Source organism: Sphingobium sp. (genome assembly GCF_036170395.1).
GTDB lineage: Bacteria > Pseudomonadota > Alphaproteobacteria > Sphingomonadales > Sphingomonadaceae > Sphingobium.
On record NZ_JAVHPD010000081.1, the window covers coordinates 25,764 to 42,726 of the forward strand.

The 16,963-nt window shown below is 66.2% G+C and carries 15 protein-coding genes and 1 tRNA gene; 14 read left to right on the forward strand and 2 right to left on the reverse strand.

Features of this window, described 5'->3' with window-relative positions:
- The first annotated feature begins 69 nt into the window (after positions 1-69).
- The 4 genes from V2B31_RS19465 to V2B31_RS19480 all read left to right on the forward strand — a co-directional run bounded on the left by V2B31_RS19465 (position 70) and on the right by V2B31_RS19480 (position 1,785).
- Positions 70-146: transfer RNA gene (locus V2B31_RS19465), tRNA-Pro, on the forward strand.
- Between the two features lie 162 nt (positions 147-308).
- Positions 309-860: a hypothetical protein gene (locus V2B31_RS19470; RefSeq protein ID WP_328281784.1), complete on the forward strand. Its 552-nt coding sequence runs from the start codon at positions 309-311 to the stop codon at positions 858-860.
- A gap of 110 nt (positions 861-970) precedes the next feature.
- Positions 971-1,525 (forward strand): glycoside hydrolase family 108 protein, encoded by a 555-nt coding sequence (locus tag V2B31_RS19475; RefSeq protein ID WP_328281786.1) that lies wholly within the window; start codon positions 971-973, stop codon positions 1,523-1,525.
- Complete coding sequence (locus tag V2B31_RS19480; protein ID WP_328281788.1) at positions 1,522-1,785, forward strand: 3TM-type holin; 264 nt, start codon at positions 1,522-1,524, stop codon at positions 1,783-1,785. Before V2B31_RS19475 ends, V2B31_RS19480 begins: the two co-directional genes overlap by 4 nt.
- A 522-nt stretch (positions 1,786-2,307) precedes the next feature.
- Here V2B31_RS19480 and V2B31_RS19485 read toward each other — a convergent pair.
- On the reverse strand, positions 2,308-2,868 hold the full coding sequence (locus V2B31_RS19485) for a hypothetical protein (RefSeq protein ID WP_328281790.1): 561 nt from the start codon (positions 2,866-2,868) through the stop codon (positions 2,308-2,310).
- 279 nt (positions 2,869-3,147) lie between these two features.
- On the opposite strand from V2B31_RS19485, the gene rpsM reads away from it, so the two are divergent.
- The 8 genes from rpsM (at position 3,148) to V2B31_RS19525 (ending at position 11,278) form a co-directional block, all read left to right on the forward strand.
- Complete coding sequence (gene rpsM, locus V2B31_RS19490) at positions 3,148-3,516, forward strand: 30S ribosomal protein S13 (protein ID WP_007686665.1); 369 nt, start codon at positions 3,148-3,150, stop codon at positions 3,514-3,516.
- A 104-nt stretch (positions 3,517-3,620) separates the two neighbouring features.
- Positions 3,621-4,010, forward strand: coding sequence for a 30S ribosomal protein S11 (gene rpsK / locus V2B31_RS19495; protein WP_004208752.1), 390 nt, complete (start codon positions 3,621-3,623; stop codon positions 4,008-4,010).
- A gap of 121 nt (positions 4,011-4,131) precedes the next feature.
- Positions 4,132-5,196: a DNA-directed RNA polymerase subunit alpha gene (locus tag V2B31_RS19500; protein WP_328281793.1), complete on the forward strand. Its 1,065-nt coding sequence runs from the start codon at positions 4,132-4,134 to the stop codon at positions 5,194-5,196.
- Positions 5,197-5,406: 210 nt separating this feature from the next.
- A complete protein-coding gene (gene rplQ / locus V2B31_RS19505) occupies positions 5,407-5,832 on the forward strand; it encodes a 50S ribosomal protein L17 (protein WP_328281795.1) in 426 nt (141 codons plus the stop codon).
- 103 nt (positions 5,833-5,935) lie between these two features.
- Entirely contained in the window at positions 5,936-8,116 is a 2,181-nt protein-coding gene (locus tag V2B31_RS19510) for a prolyl oligopeptidase family serine peptidase (protein WP_328281797.1), read from the forward strand.
- Positions 8,117-8,301: 185 nt separating this feature from the next.
- Positions 8,302-8,904: a hypothetical protein gene (locus V2B31_RS19515; RefSeq protein WP_328281799.1), complete on the forward strand. Its 603-nt coding sequence runs from the start codon at positions 8,302-8,304 to the stop codon at positions 8,902-8,904.
- A gap of 73 nt (positions 8,905-8,977) precedes the next feature.
- Entirely contained in the window at positions 8,978-9,571 is a 594-nt protein-coding gene (locus V2B31_RS19520; RefSeq protein ID WP_328281802.1) for an OB-fold-containig protein, read from the forward strand.
- 9 nt (positions 9,572-9,580) lie between these two features.
- Positions 9,581-11,278: a flotillin family protein gene (locus V2B31_RS19525; RefSeq protein ID WP_328281804.1), complete on the forward strand. Its 1,698-nt coding sequence runs from the start codon at positions 9,581-9,583 to the stop codon at positions 11,276-11,278.
- Between the two features lie 63 nt (positions 11,279-11,341).
- Here V2B31_RS19525 and V2B31_RS19530 read toward each other — a convergent pair whose 3' ends face one another.
- Positions 11,342-12,850, reverse strand: a complete 1,509-nt coding sequence (locus V2B31_RS19530) for an adenosine deaminase (protein ID WP_328281806.1) — start codon at positions 12,848-12,850, stop codon at positions 11,342-11,344.
- Between the two features lie 277 nt (positions 12,851-13,127).
- Here V2B31_RS19530 and V2B31_RS19535 point away from each other — a divergent pair, with 277 nt between their 5' ends.
- Positions 13,128-15,551: a DUF1592 domain-containing protein gene (locus tag V2B31_RS19535; RefSeq protein ID WP_328281808.1), complete on the forward strand. Its 2,424-nt coding sequence runs from the start codon at positions 13,128-13,130 to the stop codon at positions 15,549-15,551.
- A complete protein-coding gene (locus V2B31_RS19540) occupies positions 15,548-16,888 on the forward strand; it encodes a DUF1552 domain-containing protein (RefSeq protein ID WP_328281810.1) in 1,341 nt (446 codons plus the stop codon). Before V2B31_RS19535 ends, V2B31_RS19540 begins: the two co-directional genes overlap by 4 nt.
- Positions 16,889-16,963: the final 75 nt, after the last annotated feature.

Genomic DNA, 16,963 nt, shown 5'->3' on the forward strand with positions numbered 1-16,963 from the left:
GGGTCGCCGCGCCGCCGCGACTTGCCGCTTGCATCCTGTCCCACCTGCTTCTAAAGGGCGCCCTCCGGTCGGGACGTAGCGCAGCCTGGTAGCGCATCACACTGGGGGTGTGGGGGTCGGAGGTTCGAATCCTCTCGTCCCGACCAAGTTTTTCGGGAACAGTGGCCGTCCGGGGGACGGCCACCCGAAAAACTCCCAAGCGATAGCGCGGGAGGGGGTTGCGAGATCAGATGCCCATCCTGAAACCACATAGCATCAGCCGCAAGAACGTCGGTGGCGCGCAGATCAGCACTGCCTAAGATAGCGCCATGCGATATTTCATCTTAGCGTTCGCGAGCCTGTTGTCCGCGCCAGCAAATGCCCAATCTGACCTCGAAGAAGGTTTGACTGGAGCATTGAAAGGCTGCGAAACTTGGATACTCGACCCCGCCAGTTGGGCGGATGGCACCGAGCCATTTACCCAAGCTGTCGGCCTCGGCGCAAAAATGGGCTTGGTCGAACGCGTGGATGTCGCAAACCTTCCCCCGCCCCAACTTCGACGGGCAAATCATTTCTGGCGGATCAACGCGACGGAAAGCGCCGGCTACATTCTAGTGGTATCGGACCAATTGCCCATGTGCCACATTACGGGCGGCGGCAACGCTGACTTGCAGCCGGCTGTTGAAGCGGTCCTTGCATCGCCCGCGTTCGGCAGTCGCTGGGAGCGGCTGAGCCATTCGGTCAAAGGCGAAATGGCCTCAACCACTTTTCGCAATCGTGAAGAGCCTGCGCTGACGATACAGATCAGTCGACCGGCGATGGAGGGCGGACGATTGGACAGGGTTCAGCTGATCGCAACCGCCACGTTCAAAACGAAATAATGCTGGGAATAACAGGCAAAGTGCGACACCTCGTCCACGCCAGTCCCCTCTGTCCTACAAGAAACCAAATGGGATAAGTGATTCGCCTCTTTCGATACAGGGAGGCGGACATGACCATAGAGAAGCTGATCGACGGCGTCATCGCGCGCGAAGGCGGGTATAGCAATCATCCGGCCGATCGCGGCGGGCCGACCAATATGGGGATCACCCGGGCGGTCGCGCGGGCGAACAATTATCGGGGCGACATGCGGACGCTGCCGCGCGCCTTCGCCGAGCAGATTTACCGCCGGCTTTACTGGGAGCAGCCGGGCTATAATTTCGTGGCGGAGATCAACTGGATCGTCGCGGCCACCCTGTTCGACGCGGCGGTCAATATGGGGCCGGGAACCGCGACGGGCTTTCTCCAGCGGGCGCTCAATGCGCTGAACCGCAACCAGAAGGATTATCCCGACCTCAAGGTCGATCGCATCATCGGCGCGCGCACGCTCGCGGCCCTGCGCGCCTATCAGGCGCTACGCGGATCGGCTGGGGGCAAGGTGTTGCTGAAGGCGCTGCACGCCTTGCAGGGGGAGCATTATGTCGCGATCGCCGAGGGGCGGCCGGCGAACGAAGCCTTCCTCTATGGCTGGCTCGCGAACCGCATCGGTTCGGAGGGCGTGGCATGACCGCCGCCGACAGCGCCGTCGATCCGTGGACTCGGCGGGCGCGGCCGGCATTCCTCTATGTCATGTATGCGCTGCTGCTCTGGTCGGTGCCGATGGGCCTCATCGCCGGGATCGCGCCCGCCACGGCGGCGGCGATCATCGCGGCGATGCGCGCCTATTTCCATGCCATCCCCGAGCCGCTCTACGCCCTCTTCGGCACCGGCTATCTCGGCTACACCGCCGCGCGGGCCTGGGGCAAGGCGAAGGGCGTGGAGCGGTAGGGATCGAAGCGCGGGAAATTGCGTGTCTGCGCGAAGGCCGGGTCTGGTCGGCAGGCTGGAACTGGACCCCGGCCTTCGCCGGGGAACAAGGCAGCGGATAAATCGCCGTGAAAATGAGAGGGGCCGCCGGGTGCGCGTGAACGCCCCGACGGCCCATCATTGACATGGTCAGCGGCCGGAAGTGCCGCCCAGTGGAAAACGGTTGGTCGCGCTATCGCCCGTCCAGAGACATGGCCTGTGTGTCGGCGCTCAAAAGCTCTGATGAGGGGAGATCGACGCTAAAATGCGTCGCTCAGCGGCGCGTTTCCCGAATGGACTGAACCGACCCCATTGCTGAACCATGAGACATCGGATCACCTCCTTTCGCTATGTTGAAGCCCGTATGGCCGTCGCCGGCTTGGAACCCTTGTTCGGCCACGAGTCGAATGTGAATCAGCAGCCGCCAATCTTCAAGGCTTGTATTATTCTTTTTTGGAATCATACTTGCGCGTCCGTTCGCTCCTCGCCGCGCCGAACAGCGCCCTACCCCCGGCAATCCTCGATCACCCGCGCCACCTCCGCCCAGGCGGGCAGGATCAGCGGCGGCTGCCCTGCCGTCTCCACCGCCCATTTGCCCCGGCTATGGGCGATCTGGTCCAGCGCGGTGTCGGACGCCGCGCGGAAGGCGACCAGTTGCGGTGTCGCGCCGCCCGACGCGGTCGCGGGCCAGGTCGCCGCGCCATAGCTGGTGCGCACGATCATCTCCCCCTGCGACGCCCCTGCGCGCGCCAGGCTGATCCGTCGGCTCGCCCGGTCGCAGCGCAGCGTGACCATGGCGCCGCCGCTGCCGAATTGCGCGACCGAGCCCGCTGCCTCGGCGCGATGGCTCCAGTTGCCGGGGCTGAGCGGCCGATATTGCCACTGTGCCGGCGCAGCCTCCGCAACCGGCGGCGCAGGGGCGGGAGCGGGCGCGGGACGGGCAGGCTCCGGGGCCGGACGCGCCGGCACTGGCGCGGGCGCTACGGCGCGGGGCGCGGGCGGCCCGACGCACGACCCGATCATCAGCAAGGTTGCGGTTGCGACGAAAGACAGGGACAGGCGCATCGCTCCCTCATGCCCAAGCGCCCTGCCCCGCTCAACCCGAAAAGGGGCAAGCCGCCGGCCCTGCGCGCCCGGCCGCGCGGCGATTGACAGCGCACGCCCGAATCGGTAAGGGCCGTCCTCCCCAACAGGCTGGAGAGCGGCGGTGCAATCCTGCACTGGCCGGCTTTTTTGCGTGATGGGGCCTTGTAATGGGCCGATCTTCCTCGCCAGGGATCGTCGGCCGGACGCTTTGAGATAGGGCCGCCCCGGCCGCCCTGTGGAGCAGGAGACTTACTTACCATGGCACGTATTGCGGGTGTCAACATCCCGACCAACAAGCGCGTGATCATCGCGCTCACCTACATCCACGGCATCGGCCGCAAGACCGCCGTCGACATCGCCGACAAGCTGGGCATCGACCATAGCCGCCGCGTGCAGGATCTCTCGGACGCCGAAGTGCTCCAGATCCGCGAGACGATCGACGCCGACCTGACGGTCGAGGGCGATCTGCGCCGCGAGACCGCGATGAACATCAAGCGTCTGATGGACCTTGCCTGCTATCGCGGCCTGCGCCACCGCAAGGGCCTGCCGGTCCGCGGCCAGCGCACGCACACAAATGCGCGCACCCGCAAGGGCAAGGCCAAGCCGATCGCGGGTAAGAAGAAGTAAAATTCCGTCCGGGGGACGGAATTTGACTTCTTCTCCGCCGGAGGCAGCTCTCCCCAAGCGAGACGTCTCCTGCATCAACAGATTTTGTAGGAAGAGCTAGAAAAATGGCACGCGAACCCCAGCGCATCAAGCGGCGCGAGCGCAAGAATATCTCGGCCGGCGTCGCGCATGTGAACGCCAGCTTCAACAACACCATGGTGACCATCACCGACGCCCAGGGCAATGCGATCAGCTGGTCCTCGGCCGGCATGATGGGCTTCAAGGGCAGCCGCAAGTCGACCCCCTATGCCGCGCAGGTGTGCGCCGAGGACGCCGGTCGCAAGGCCGCCGAACATGGCGTGCGGACGCTCGAAGTCGAAGTGAAGGGTCCGGGTTCGGGCCGCGAGAGCGCCCTGCGCGCGCTCCAGGCGGTCGGCTTCCACATCACCTCGATCCGCGACGTGACGCCGATCCCGCACAATGGCGTGCGTCCGTCCAAGCGCCGCCGCGTCTAACCACCGGCCCTGCGTTCATGGGGGGCGGCGGACGCGTCGCCCCTTTGCCCGTTTGCATCGCCGGTAACGTCCTGTCGGGTTCAGGATCATATGCGTTCCGGCACATCCCCAGGGGAAATACATGACTGTCAACATGAAGAACTGGCAGGAATTGAAGAAGCCCAACGGCCTTGAGATCAAGACCTCGGGCGACGGCAAGCGCAAGGCGACCTTCGTCGCCGAGCCGCTGGAGCGCGGCTTCGGCCTGACGCTCGGCAACGCGCTGCGCCGGGTTCTTCTCTCCTCGCTCCAGGGCGCGGCGGTCACCTCGATCAAGATCGAGAATGTCCTGCACGAATTCTCGTCGCTCGCCGGCGTGCGCGAGGACGTGACCGACATCGTCCTCAACATCAAGCAGGTCGCGCTGAAGATGGAGGGCGAAGGCCCCAAGCGGCTTCAGCTGTCCGCCACCGGCCCCGCAGTCGTGAAGGCCGGCGACATCAGCGTCGTGGGCGACATCGAGGTGATGAACCCCGATCTGGTGATCTGCCACCTGGATCAGGGCGCGACGCTCAACATGGAACTGACCGCCGACGTCGGCAAGGGCTATGTCCCCGCCGTCGCCAACCGCCCGGCGGACGCCCCGATCGGCCTCATCCCGATCGACGCGCTCTATTCGCCGGTGCGCCAGGTCGCCTACAAGGTGGACAATACCCGCGTCGGCCAGGAACTGGACTATGACAAGCTGTCGCTGACGGTCGAGACCGACGGCACGGTGACGCCCGAGGACGCGGTGGCCTATGCCGCGCGCATCCTTCAGGACCAGCTCCAGCTGTTCGTCCATTTCGAAGACGCGCTGCCGACCGCCGGCCCCTCGACCAGCCACGCCGCCGCCGCCACCGCGTCGGAAGGCGAGAGCGACACCAACACGATCAACCGCTACCTGCTCAAGAAGGTGGACGAGCTGGAACTGTCGGTCCGGTCGGCCAACTGCCTCAAGAACGACAACATCATCTATATCGGCGATCTGGTCCAGAAGACCGAGGCCGAGATGCTGCGCACCCCGAATTTCGGCCGCAAGTCCTTGAACGAAATCAAGGAAGTGCTCTCATCCATGGGCCTGCGCCTGGGCATGGACATCCCCGGCTGGCCGCCGGAGAATATCGAGGAAATGGCCAAGAAGCTCGAACAGGAGCTGCTGGGCTGAGCATTCCTCCCCGCTCGCGGGGAGGTGGCGGCCGAAGGCCGTCGGAGGGGGTTCGCCTCACGGCGCGGCGCTCAGCCGATAGCCCCCTCCACCGGCTTCGCCGGTCCCCCTCCCCGTGCCGGGGAGGAACAGGTGAATGGGCGATGACCTCTAACGGTCGCCTGGTCTGGGGTACCTCGCACGGCCCCTTAACGAACGAAGGAAACGAACATGCATCACAAGGTTGGTCATCGTAAGCTTCAGCGCAGCGCCGGTCACCGCACCGCCCTGCTCCGCAATCTCGCCGCCTCGCTCATCAAGCATGAGCAGATCCTGACCGGCACGGCCAAGGCGAAGGAGCTTCGCCCCTATGTCGAAAAGCTCATCACGCTGGCCAAGAAGGGCGGCCTGTCGAACCGTCGCCTCGCCCAGTCGCGGCTTCAGGACGATGCGCAGCTGACCAAGCTGTTCGAGGTTCTGGCCGAGCGCTACAAGGACCGCAACGGCGGCTATACCCGCATCATCAAGGCCGGCTTCCGCGCGTCGGACGCCGCCCCGATCGCGATCATCGAACTGGTCGACCGCGACGTGGACGCCAAGGGGCAGGACAGCGGCCCGGTCCAGGGCGAGGACGCGGACGAGCTGGAAGCCGCCTGATCCTCTTTTAAGTCCTGCGCGACAGGACTGGCACTTTACCCGCAGGCCGCGACTCAATAGAGTCGCGGCCTGTTGCGTTTGGACAAGAAAAAGCCCTGAGAGGATGCGCATTGCTGCCTTGATCCTGCTGCCGCTGCTGGCGGCGGCCTCCGCGCCTGCCCCCGCGCCGCTCGATGAGGCGGCGATCTCGGTCAGCAGCGCGCGAGAAGCGTCGGGCCTGCGCTACCCCCTCGCCGCGCGCCAGGATCTGGTCGAAGAGCATTTCGGCGTGAAGGTGCCCGATCCCTATCGCTGGCTGGAAAACGACCTGCGCGCCGACCCCGCCGTCGCCGACTGGGTGGCGCGCGAAAACGCCTTCACCCGGACCTATATCGACGCCCTGCCCGGCCGCGACGCGCTGAAGGGCCGGATGCAGGCGCTGTTCGCCCATGGGCGCTACACCGTGCCGCGCAAGGCGGGCGGCCGCTATTTCTACGGCTATAACAAGGGGCTCCAGAACCAGACTCCGCTCTATGTCCGCGACGGGCTGACCGGCGCGCAGCGGCTGCTGCTCGACCCCAATGGCTGGGCGAAGGACGGCGCGACCGCGCTCGCCGAATGGGCGCCTTCCCCTGACGGCCGCTATCTCGCCTATGCGACGCAGGAGGCGGGCAGCGACTGGCGCACCCTTAACCTGCTCGATGTCGCGACCGGAAAGCCGCTGCCCGACCGCGTCGAATGGGTCAAATTTTCGCAGATCGCCTGGGACGGCCGCGGCGAAGGCTTCTTCTATTCGCGCTTCGCCGCGCCGCAGCCGGGCGAAGCGTTCCGCTCCGCCAATCGCGACCAGCAGCTTTACTATCACCGCATCGGCGCCAGCCAGGATCAGGACCAACTCATCTACGCCACGCCCGACCGGCCGGCGCTCAGCCACCAGGCGCAGGTGACGAGCGACGGCCGTTGGCTCATCATCAACTCGTTCGAGGGCATCGATCCGCGCCGCGAGGTTCATGTGGCGGAACTGAACGGCGGGCCGATCAAACCGCGTCTGATGGTGCGTGGCCCGGCGAACGACTGGCGGCTGATCGGCAGCCGGGGGCCAACGCTCTATTTCGTCACGGATGACGGCGCGCCGCATCTGCGCCTCGTCACGCTCGACGCGGAACATCCCCGCCGCCGCGCCAAGGAACTGGTGAAGGAACGGCGCGAGACGCTGGCGGGCGGCTCGCTCATCGGCAATCGGCTGATCCTCGCTTATATGAGCGAAGCCCAGTCGGTCGCCGAGCTGGTCGAGCTGGACGGACGCAAGGTCGCCGATGTCCCCCTCCCCGGCGTCGGCACCGCCGCCGGCTTCAGCGGGCGGGATGGCGACCCGGAAACCTTTTTCAGCTTTTCGGGCTTTGTGACGCCGGCCAGCATCTACCGTTTCGACACGACGACGCTGCACTATCAGCCCTTCGCCCAGCCCGACCTGCCCTTCGACCCTAATGATTATGGTGTCGAACAGCGGACCTATCCGTCCAAGGACGGCACGCTGATCCCGCTCACCATCATTCGCAAGAAGGCGCTCGCGGATCGCGCGATCGCCGCGCCGACGATCCTCTACGGCTATGGCGGCTTCAACATTTCGCTCACCCCCGGCTATTCGGCGGTGCGCATGGCCTGGCTGGAGCAGGGCGGCGTCTATGCCATCGCCAATCTGCGCGGCGGCGGCGAGTTCGGCAAGGCGTGGCATGAGGCGGGGCGGGGCGCGAACAAGCAGAATGTGTTCGACGATTTCATCGCGGCGGCCGAATGGCTCAAGGCCAACGGCTTCACGCCGGCGGATGGCCTCGCGATCGAGGGGCGCTCCAATGGCGGGCTGCTGGTCGGTGCGGTGGTGAACCAGCGCCCCGACCTATTCGCCGCCGCTCTGCCGGCCGTCGGGGTCATGGACATGCTGCGCTTCGACCGCTTCACCGCCGGCCGCTACTGGGTCGACGATTATGGATCGCCCGACAAGGCGAAGGATTTTCCGCTGCTCTACGGCTATTCGCCCTACCACAATATCATCGGTGGACGGGCCTATCCCGCCATTCTCGTCACCACCGCAGACACGGACGATCGAGTGGTGCCGGCGCACAGCTTCAAATATGCCGCCGCGCTCCAGGCGGCGGACCTTGGCGAGCGTCCGCGCCTGCTCCGCGTCGAAAGCCGTGCCGGCCATGGCTCGGGCAAGCCGATCGACAAGCTGATCGACGAATATGCCGACAGCTACAGCTTCGCCGCCCGCTTCACCGGCCTTGCGATCAAGGCGAAGCCGTAAAATCGCCCCCTTTCCGCCCTCCCCGTAAAGAACCGATCGCGTTCCCCGGCGGAGGCCGGGTCCAGTTCGGACATAGGACTTGACCCCGGCCTCCGCCGGGGAACAGCAAACATGCCCCGACTTGTTCATCCCCTCGACAGCCTGCCTCGCTTATGTCTCCCCTCATCGCGGGGAGGCGCAGCGGCATGATCGGGATCAAAAAAGGCTGGATGACGGGCGCGCTGGTGAGCGCCGGATTGCTGATCGGCAGCATCAGTCCGGCCGAAGCACGGCCCCGCTGGGATCGTGGCTATGATCGCGGCTGGCACCGCCATCATCGCGGCAACGGCTTCGGCGTGGGGGACGCGATCGGCGTCGCGGCGCTGATCGGCGCGGTCGCGATCGTCGCCTCCTCCATGTCCAAGGACCGCAAGGCGCAAGGCTCCCGCGACGATCGCGACGCCGACGCCCCGCCCCCACGCGCCGGCACCGATTATGGCGCCGATGTGCGCGATGACGCCCTGCCCCGCGACGACGCCGATTTTTCCGACATCGCCGCCCGCGACGATGCCATGGCCGACACCTGCGCGCTCGCCGCCCGCGACGAAGCGCAGCGCGCGGGCGGCTATGCCGAGGTCCGCCAGATGGACGCGCCGGTGGCGACGGCCAGCGGCTATAATATCGACGGCCAGGTCGAAACCCGCCCCTCTTACCGCGCCACCGGCGAAACCCGCCGCTTCACCTGCGCGATGTTGGCCGACGGCAGCCTTGCCAACATCTATATGAGCCGCGATCTGGCGAGCCGCTGAACGCCGCATCCGGTTTTGCTGTCCGGGGACAGGAAGCTCGTCTAGCATTACCTCCGAATCAGGGGGTTATGGGGTGTCGGCCTTAATTTTCGCGCCGGAAAACATCGTCTTCGTTTCGGCGCTGCTGCTGATGCTGCTGATCGGCGGGGTGCAGGCGCTGGGCTTTGCCGGCGATACCGATCTCGATATGGATGGCGACCTGCTCGGCTGGCTTGGCTTCGGGCGGATGCCTTTGCTCGCGCTGCTGGCGCTGTTCCTGACCCTCTTCGCCATCATCGGCCTCCTGGGCCAGCAACTCGCCCACGACCTGCTCGGCGCGATGCTCTCGCCCTGGATTGCCGTCCCGGCCGCCGCCATCGCCGCCCTCCCCCTGACCGGCCTCGCCGCGCGCATCGTCGGCCCGCTCCTGCCGCAGGATCATACCACCGCCATCCCGCTTACCCATCTCGTCGGCAGCCAGGCCCGCATCGTCACCGGACGCGCCTCCGCAGGATCGCCGGCCCGTGCGCGGGTGGAGGATCATCATGGTCAGGTCCATTATGTCATGGTCGAGCCAGACAATGACGGCGCCGTGCTGGAGGAGGGCGAGACGATATTGCTCGTCCGTCACGAACATCATCATTTTCGCGCCATATCCTATGGCGACCATTATCTGCCGCACCTTTAGGAGAGTGCCATGAACCTTCCCGCCGTGCAGGAGAGCGTCTCCTTCCTTCCATACGCGATGATCGCCGGCAGCGGCCTGCTGGTCCTGATCGTGCTCGGTATCGTCATCGCTCGGCTCTACAAGCGCGCGTCGAAAGAGATCGGCTTCGTCCGCACGGGCTTTGGCGGCGAGAAGGTGGTGATGAATGGGGGCGCGCTGGTGCTGCCGATCTTCCACGAAACGATGCCGGTCAACATGAACACGGTGCGCCTCGCGGTCGAGCGCAAGAATAGCGACGCGCTCATTACTCTCGACCGGCTGCGGATCGACGTGAAGGCGGAATTCTATGTCCGGGTGAAGCCCGACGCTCAGTCGATCGCCACCGCCGCGCAGACGCTGGGTATGCGCACGATGAACCCCGAAGCGCTGAAAGAGCTGGTCGAAGGCAAGTTCGTCGACGCGCTCCGCTCGGTCGCGGCGGGCATGACGATGAACCAGCTCCACGAACAGCGCAGCGATTTCGTGCAGAAGGTGCAGCAGGTCTCCTCGGTCGATCTCGCGATGAACGGGCTGGAGCTGGAGAGCGTCTCGCTGACCGGCCTCGACCAGACCTCGATCGAACATTTCAACGCCAACAACGCTTTCGACGCCGAGGGTCTGACCAAGCTCACAGAGCAGATCGAACTGCGCAAGAAGAGCCGCAACGACATCGAGCAGGAAACCCGCGTCCAGATCGAGACCAAGAATCTGGAGGCCGATCGCCAGTCGATGCTGATCGCGCGCGACGCCGAATTCGCCCGGCTGGAGCAGCAGCGCGAGGTGGAGATGCGCCGCGCCGCGCAGATGGCCGAGGTTGCGCGCGAACAGTCGCTGCGCCAACAGGAGGCCGAACAGGCCAAGATCGAGGCGAAGAAGCTGGTCGACAGCCAGCAGATCGAGGCCGACCGCGCGGTGCAGCAGGCCCGCATCGAGCAAGAGCAGGCGCTCGAACTCGCCCGGCAGGAACAGCAGATCGCGGTCCAGAACAAGAGCCGCGAGGAAAGCCAGGCCAAAGCGCAGGCGGACGAGGCGCGCGCCAAGGCCGTTGCAGCCGAGGAGCAGGTGCAGACCAGCCGCGCGACCGAGGTGGCCGAACGCGCCAAGCGGATCGAACTGATCGACGCCGCGCGCGAGGCGGAACGCGCAGCGATCCAGGTCCGGGTCGAGGCGGAGGCCGAGAAGCAGGCCGCCGCCGACCGCGCCGAAGCCATGCGCCTCGCCGCCGAGGGTGAGGCCGAAGCCGCCAAGCTGCGCGCCGAGGCCGACCGCGTCCGCTTCGAGGTGGAAGCCGCCGGCCAGCGCGCCGTCAACGAAGCCGCGAACCTCCTTTCATCGGACCAGGTCTCGCTCCAGACCAAGCTGGCTCTGCTCAAGGTGCTGCCCGACCTCGTCCGCGAAGCCGCCAAGCCGATGGAAGCGATCGATTCGATCCGCATCGTGCAGGTCGATGGCCTGACCGGCGGCGACGGCAGTGGGTCGAACGTCGCAGGCAGCGACCAGAATCTCGCCAACGCCGCTGTCTCCGCCGCCCTGCGCTACCGCGCCCAGGCGCCGGTGATCGACGGCCTGATGAAGGAACTGGGCCTCGACGGCTCCAGCCTGGACGCGCTGGTCAAGGGCGCGGTCGCGCCAGCGCCGGATGCGCCAATAGTGGTGGAGAAGCTGTTGCCGGAGACGGGGGAGAGATAAATTCTTCCCCTTGCCTTGCGCATCATCGTCCGTGCGGCGGCAGCGATCACCCGCACCGCGGGATCAGCGCGGCCTGGCCTCGAAGAGCGTCAGGTCGCGCTCCAGTCGCCATTGCCGCTCGGCCTTGGGACTGGCGGCGACGAAGGCTTTGCAGGCCGGTGCTTCAAGTGACGCGCAGGCCGCAACCATCGCGCCGCCCGCACGATCCCGCCACAGGCTCGGCCCTTCAAGAAAGGCATAGTGCAGGCCGTCGCGCACGATCTGCTTGAGGTCGCGATAGCGCAGCCCCTGCTCGGTGACGGCGCGCAGATATTCGTTGGTCATGTCGCTGCGCGACACACCCTCGTCATCGGTGGAGAGCACGACCGGCACGCCCGCCTCGCGATAGAGCGCCAGCGGGTGCGCCGCGCCCTTGACGCCCAGGATCACGGCATTGCTGGTGAGGTTGATCTCCACCGCGATCCGGTCCCGCGCCATGCGCTGGAGCAGCGCGGCGGCATCGGTTTCATAGCTGATGTCGATGCCATGGCCGATGCGGCTGGCCCCGGCCACCGTCACCGCGTCATATATGTGGAAGGCGAGATCGCGCGAAGGGACAAGCCCCAGCGACAGTTCGCCGGCGTGCAGCGACAGCTTCACCCTGGGATAACGCGCCTTCAAGAAGGCGATCATCGCCATGTGCAGCCGATAATCGCGGATCGCGACCGGATCATGCTCGGGCGCGGCGATGTTGACGCCGACGAAGCGCGGGTCGCGGTCGGCCGTGGCGAAGGCGAGCGCGAGTTGCGCGAACACTTGGCGTGGCGGGACGGTGCGCAGGGCGGTGAACAGATAGCGCATCGTCACATCGCAGGCGGGGGTGGGGTTCGGCCCACCGCAGCCGCCGGCCTTCGCCATCTCCGCGTCATAGCCGTCATAATCGGCGGTCACCTGCCGCACGGCGTCGGGCAGGAGCGGGCCGATCCGGGCGTAGAGCGCGTCGAGGTCGGCGGCGTCCGAGCCGCCGACCTTTGCGGCGACCGTGGCGGCGACCCGCGATCCGCTCGACAGTTCGAGATAGGACACATGATCGGCCGCCGCCTGGGCACGCGCGAGCGCGAGCGCTTCGCCGACATGGCGCGAATAGGCGGGGCTGAACCGCTCGAAGGTCGAGAAGAAACGATCATAGCCCGCCACCGCCGGATCGCCCGTCCCGGCCTCGAACCCGCGCGTCGAGAAAGCATCGATCGCGGCCGAGTAGCGCGGATAGTCGCGCTCCAGCCCAGCGGCGGGAATGCGCCCCGGGGCGTCGCATGGCGGATCGACCAGCCTGTAGCTGTCCGTCATCAGGCAAAGCCCGTCGGCCGCCGCCCAGCGCAGATAATCCTCGGCGAAGTTCGCGCCGCCGGCGTGATTGTGAAGGTCGCCGCCCTTGGGCATTGCTTGCAGGAACAGGCGCAGGCGCGGCGGGCTCGCCGCAATGCTGTCCATATAGGCGGCGGTGCGCGCTTCGTCGGTCGAAGGCGCCGTGTCCGCCAGCGCGGGCGTTGCGCCGAGCAGCAGCGCTGCGATCCATCTCGTCAAGCCTGTCATGTCATCCCCCGCAACGAACCCGCGCCGCAAAGCCGCTGTGGCCGCGTCGTTGCGGCGCAGCAATCACGATATTGCGCACGTCCGATTGCCATTATTCGATCGGATCAGGCCATTGTTGCCTAATTTTTACATCGCATCGTCGCGATAACGGCAATGGACGCTGCGCCGCATCCTTCATAGGCCAACCCGGACGAGCAGATTGCGGATATCGTGGCGCTGCCCGTCCTGCTTAGCGAAAGGAAGTTCGACGGGTGCCTAGAGGGCGGAACATGCGGCGATGACCGGCGGATCGTGGCCGAGATATGCGCTCGCGTTCGCCGCATTGGCGCTCGGCGCGTCTGTCGTCACCCATTCGCAAGATGCCCCGACTGCGCCATCCGTCCCGGCGTCGGCCAGCCCGAATGGCCCCCCGGACATTATCGGCGACTATTGCGGGCGGTGCCATAATGACGACGACCGGGTCGCCGGGCTTTCGCTGGACGATCTGCGCACCGCCGACCTTGCATGGGGCAAGCATGCCGAGGAATGGGAGAAGGTGCTGCGCCGGGTGAGCCTGGGCGAAATGCCGCCGCTCAATAAACCGCAGCCCGATCCGGCGCAGCGCGCCGCCTTTGTCTGGTGGCTGGAAAAGTCGCTGGACGATTATGCCGCCGCCCATCCCGATCCCGGCCGCGCGACCATTCGCCGGCTCAACCGCGTCGAATATGCCAACGCCGTGCGGGATTTGCTGGCGCTCAAGATCGATATGTCGCGCGAGCTGCCGCAGGATAATTCGGGCTATGGCTTCGACAATATCGCCGATGTGCTGAGCGTTTCGCCGACGCTGATGGACCGCTATATCGCCGTCGCGGGCAAGGTCGGGCGGATGGCGACGGGGCTTGCCTCCGCGCGGCCGTTCGTCACCAGCTATGAGCTGCCCAAGGACGGTTCGATCATGAATGGCGGCCGTCCCGCCTATAATGAGCAGGCGAGCGACGATCTGCCGCTCGGCTCGCGCGGCGGCGGCGCTTTCACCTATTTTGCCCGGCACGACGGCACCTATGAGATCAGCGGCTGGCTGAACGCCAACACCAATAACGAGACGGACCGGCTGCCCGAGGACAAAGTGAGCGTGCGCGTGCCGATGAAGGCAGGCGCGCATGTCGTGGGCCTCTCCTTCCGTCGCCAGCTTGCGCCGGAAGAGAGCGTGCAGACGTTGCGCAACGATCTCGACAAGGTGCCGATGCCGACCGCCGCGCCGCAGATGTTGCCGATGGATGTCTCCATCGACGGCAGGGTGGTGAAGACAGTGACGGTGCCCTCCTATCGGCTGTCGCCCCGCTACGCTCAGCAGAATTATCCGCGCGATGTGCTCCAGATCGATGTTGCCGGGCCGTTCGCGCCGAAGGGGATAGCGCGCACGCCCAGCCGGGACCGCATCTTCCTCTGCAATCCGAAGGGCGAGGCGGCGCAGACGGCGTGCGCGCGCCGCATCTTCGGCTCGCTCGCCCGGCGCGCCTATCGCCGGCCGGTGGTCGACGCGGACCTCGCGCCGCTGATGCGTCTCTACGCGGCCGAGCGGGCGCGGAGCGATTTCGAGCATGGCGTCGAGGCGGGACTTGAGGCGATCCTGGTGTCGCCGCACTTCCTCTTTCTCGTCGAGGGCGACCCCAAGGGCAGCGCGCCCGGCAGCGTCCACGCGGTTAACGATCATGAACTGGCGTCGCGCCTCTCCTTTTTCCTGTGGAGCAGCATCCCCGACGACACGCTGCTGGACTTGGCCGACAAGGGGCAGTTGCATGACAAGGCGGTGCTCGACGCGCAGGTGACGCGGATGCTCGCCGATGCCAAGGCGCAGGCGCTGACCACCAACTTCGCCGGGCAATGGCTCTATCTGCGCAACCTCAACCAGCAGCGGCCGGACATCAGCGTCTTCCCTCAGTTCGACGCCCGGCTGCGCAGCGCCATGGGGCAGGAAACCGCGATGTTCTTCAGCTATGTGCTGCGCACCAACCGCAGCCTGCTGGACTTCATTTCCGCCAATTACAGCTTCATGAACCAGCGGCTGGCCGATCACTACGGCATCGGCGGCGTCAGCGGGCCGGCGATGCGGCTGGTGAGCCTGCCCGCCGGCTCCAACCGGGGCGGGTTGCTGGGGCAGGCGAGCATCCTGACTGTCACCTCCTACGGCAATCACACGTCGGTGGTGAAGCGCGGCAAGTGGATTCTCGACAATATGCTGGCGGCCGCCCCGCCGCCGCCGCCGCCCGACGTGCCGGCGCTCAAGGAGACGCGCGACGGCCGGCTGCTGACCGCGCGCGAGCAATTGGAGATGCACCGCGCCGACCCGGCCTGCACCGGATGCCATGTGAAGATGGACCCGCTCGGCTTTGCGCTCGAGAATTTCGACGCGATCGGCGGCTATCGCACGATGGACGCGGGACAGGCGATCGACGCTTCCGCCGTGCTGCCCGACGGCACCAAATTCGCCGGCATCGGCGGCCTCAGAGAGGTGCTGCTGGCGCGCAAGGACCAGTTCACCGCCGCCTTCACCGAACGGTTGCTGACCTATGCGCTGGCGCGGGGCCTCACTGGCCGCGACATGCCGATGGTGCGCGGCATTTCCCGCGCGGCGGCGGCGGACGGCTATCGCATCCAGACGATTGTGCGCGGCATCGTGAAGAGCGACGCCTTCCTCCTGCGAAAGACCCCGCCATCATGAGGCTGATCCGCAATCCCCTCGATCGCCGCACGATGCTGTACGGGCTGGGCGCGACGATGGCGCTGCCGTTCCTGGAGGCAATGATGCCGAGCGCCAAGGCGGCGGACGTCGCTGCCCGGCCCAAGCGGCTCCAGATCTTCTATTCGCCCAACGGCATGATGATGAAGGATTTTGTGCCGAAGGAGACGGGCGCGGGCTTCACGCTGCCCTCGACGCTGGAGCCGCTGGCCGCCCACCGGGAGCGGATCGCGGTCGTCACCGGGCTTGGCCATCCGCAGGCCGCCGCGATGGGCGATCGGCCCGCCGGCCATGGCCGGTCCTGCCCCGCTTTCGCGACCGGCGTGCATGTCAAGCAGACCGAAGGCACCGACATACGCTGTGGCGTGTCGATGGATCAGGTCTTCGCCGATCATCTGGGCGACGCGACGCAGATCAGTTCGCTGGAACTGGGCATCGACCAGGCCAGCCTGCTCGGCAGCTGCGACATCGGTTATAGCTGCGCCTATACCAACGGCATCAGCTGGCGCAGCCCGACCGTGCCGCTGCCCGTCACCGCCAATCCGCGCGACGTGTTCGAGCGGCTGTTCGGCGATGGCGAGGCGCTGGACGAAAAGGGCCGGATCGCGCAATTGCGCCGGCAGACCAGCATTCTCGATTTCGTGATGGAGGATACGGCGCGGCTGTCGCGCGACCTGGGCATGGCCGACCGCGCCAAGCTGGACGAATATCTGACTGCGACCCGCGACATCGAGAAGCGCATCCAGCGGGCCATGGCTTCGCCCGTCACCGCGGGCGCGGGCGACATGGTTCAACCGGCCGGCATCCCCGACAGTTTCGACGCGCATGTGCGGTTGATGATCGATCTTCAGGTGCTGGCGATGCAGGCGGACATCACCCGCATCGGCAGCTTCATGATCGGGCGCGAGCTGTCCAACCGCACCTATCCCGAGATCGGCGTGCCAGATAGCCACCATATGCTGAGCCATCACGGCAACAATCCGGACAAGATGGAGAAGCTGGCGAAGATCAACCGTCACCATATGGGCTATTTCGCTTATTATCTCGACCGGATGCAGGCGGTGAAGGATGGCGAGGGCACGCTGCTCGACCGGACCTTGGTGCTGCGCGGATCGGCCTTCGGCGATCCCAACGACCATGACCATATGGACCTGCCGGTGATTATGGCCGGCGGCCTCATCAAGGGCGGGCGGCACATTGCGGCGGAAAGAGGGACGACTATGTCCAATCTGCTGCTGGCGGGGCTCCACCTGCTGGACGTGCCGGCGAAGGCGATTGGGGATAGCGACAAGCCGTTCGGGGCGTTGACGGATGGCTGAGTGTGCAAGCCTCCTTCGTCATTCCCGCAAAAGCGGGAACCTATCTTCCGTCCTGTCGCCCGGACGCAAGGCTCG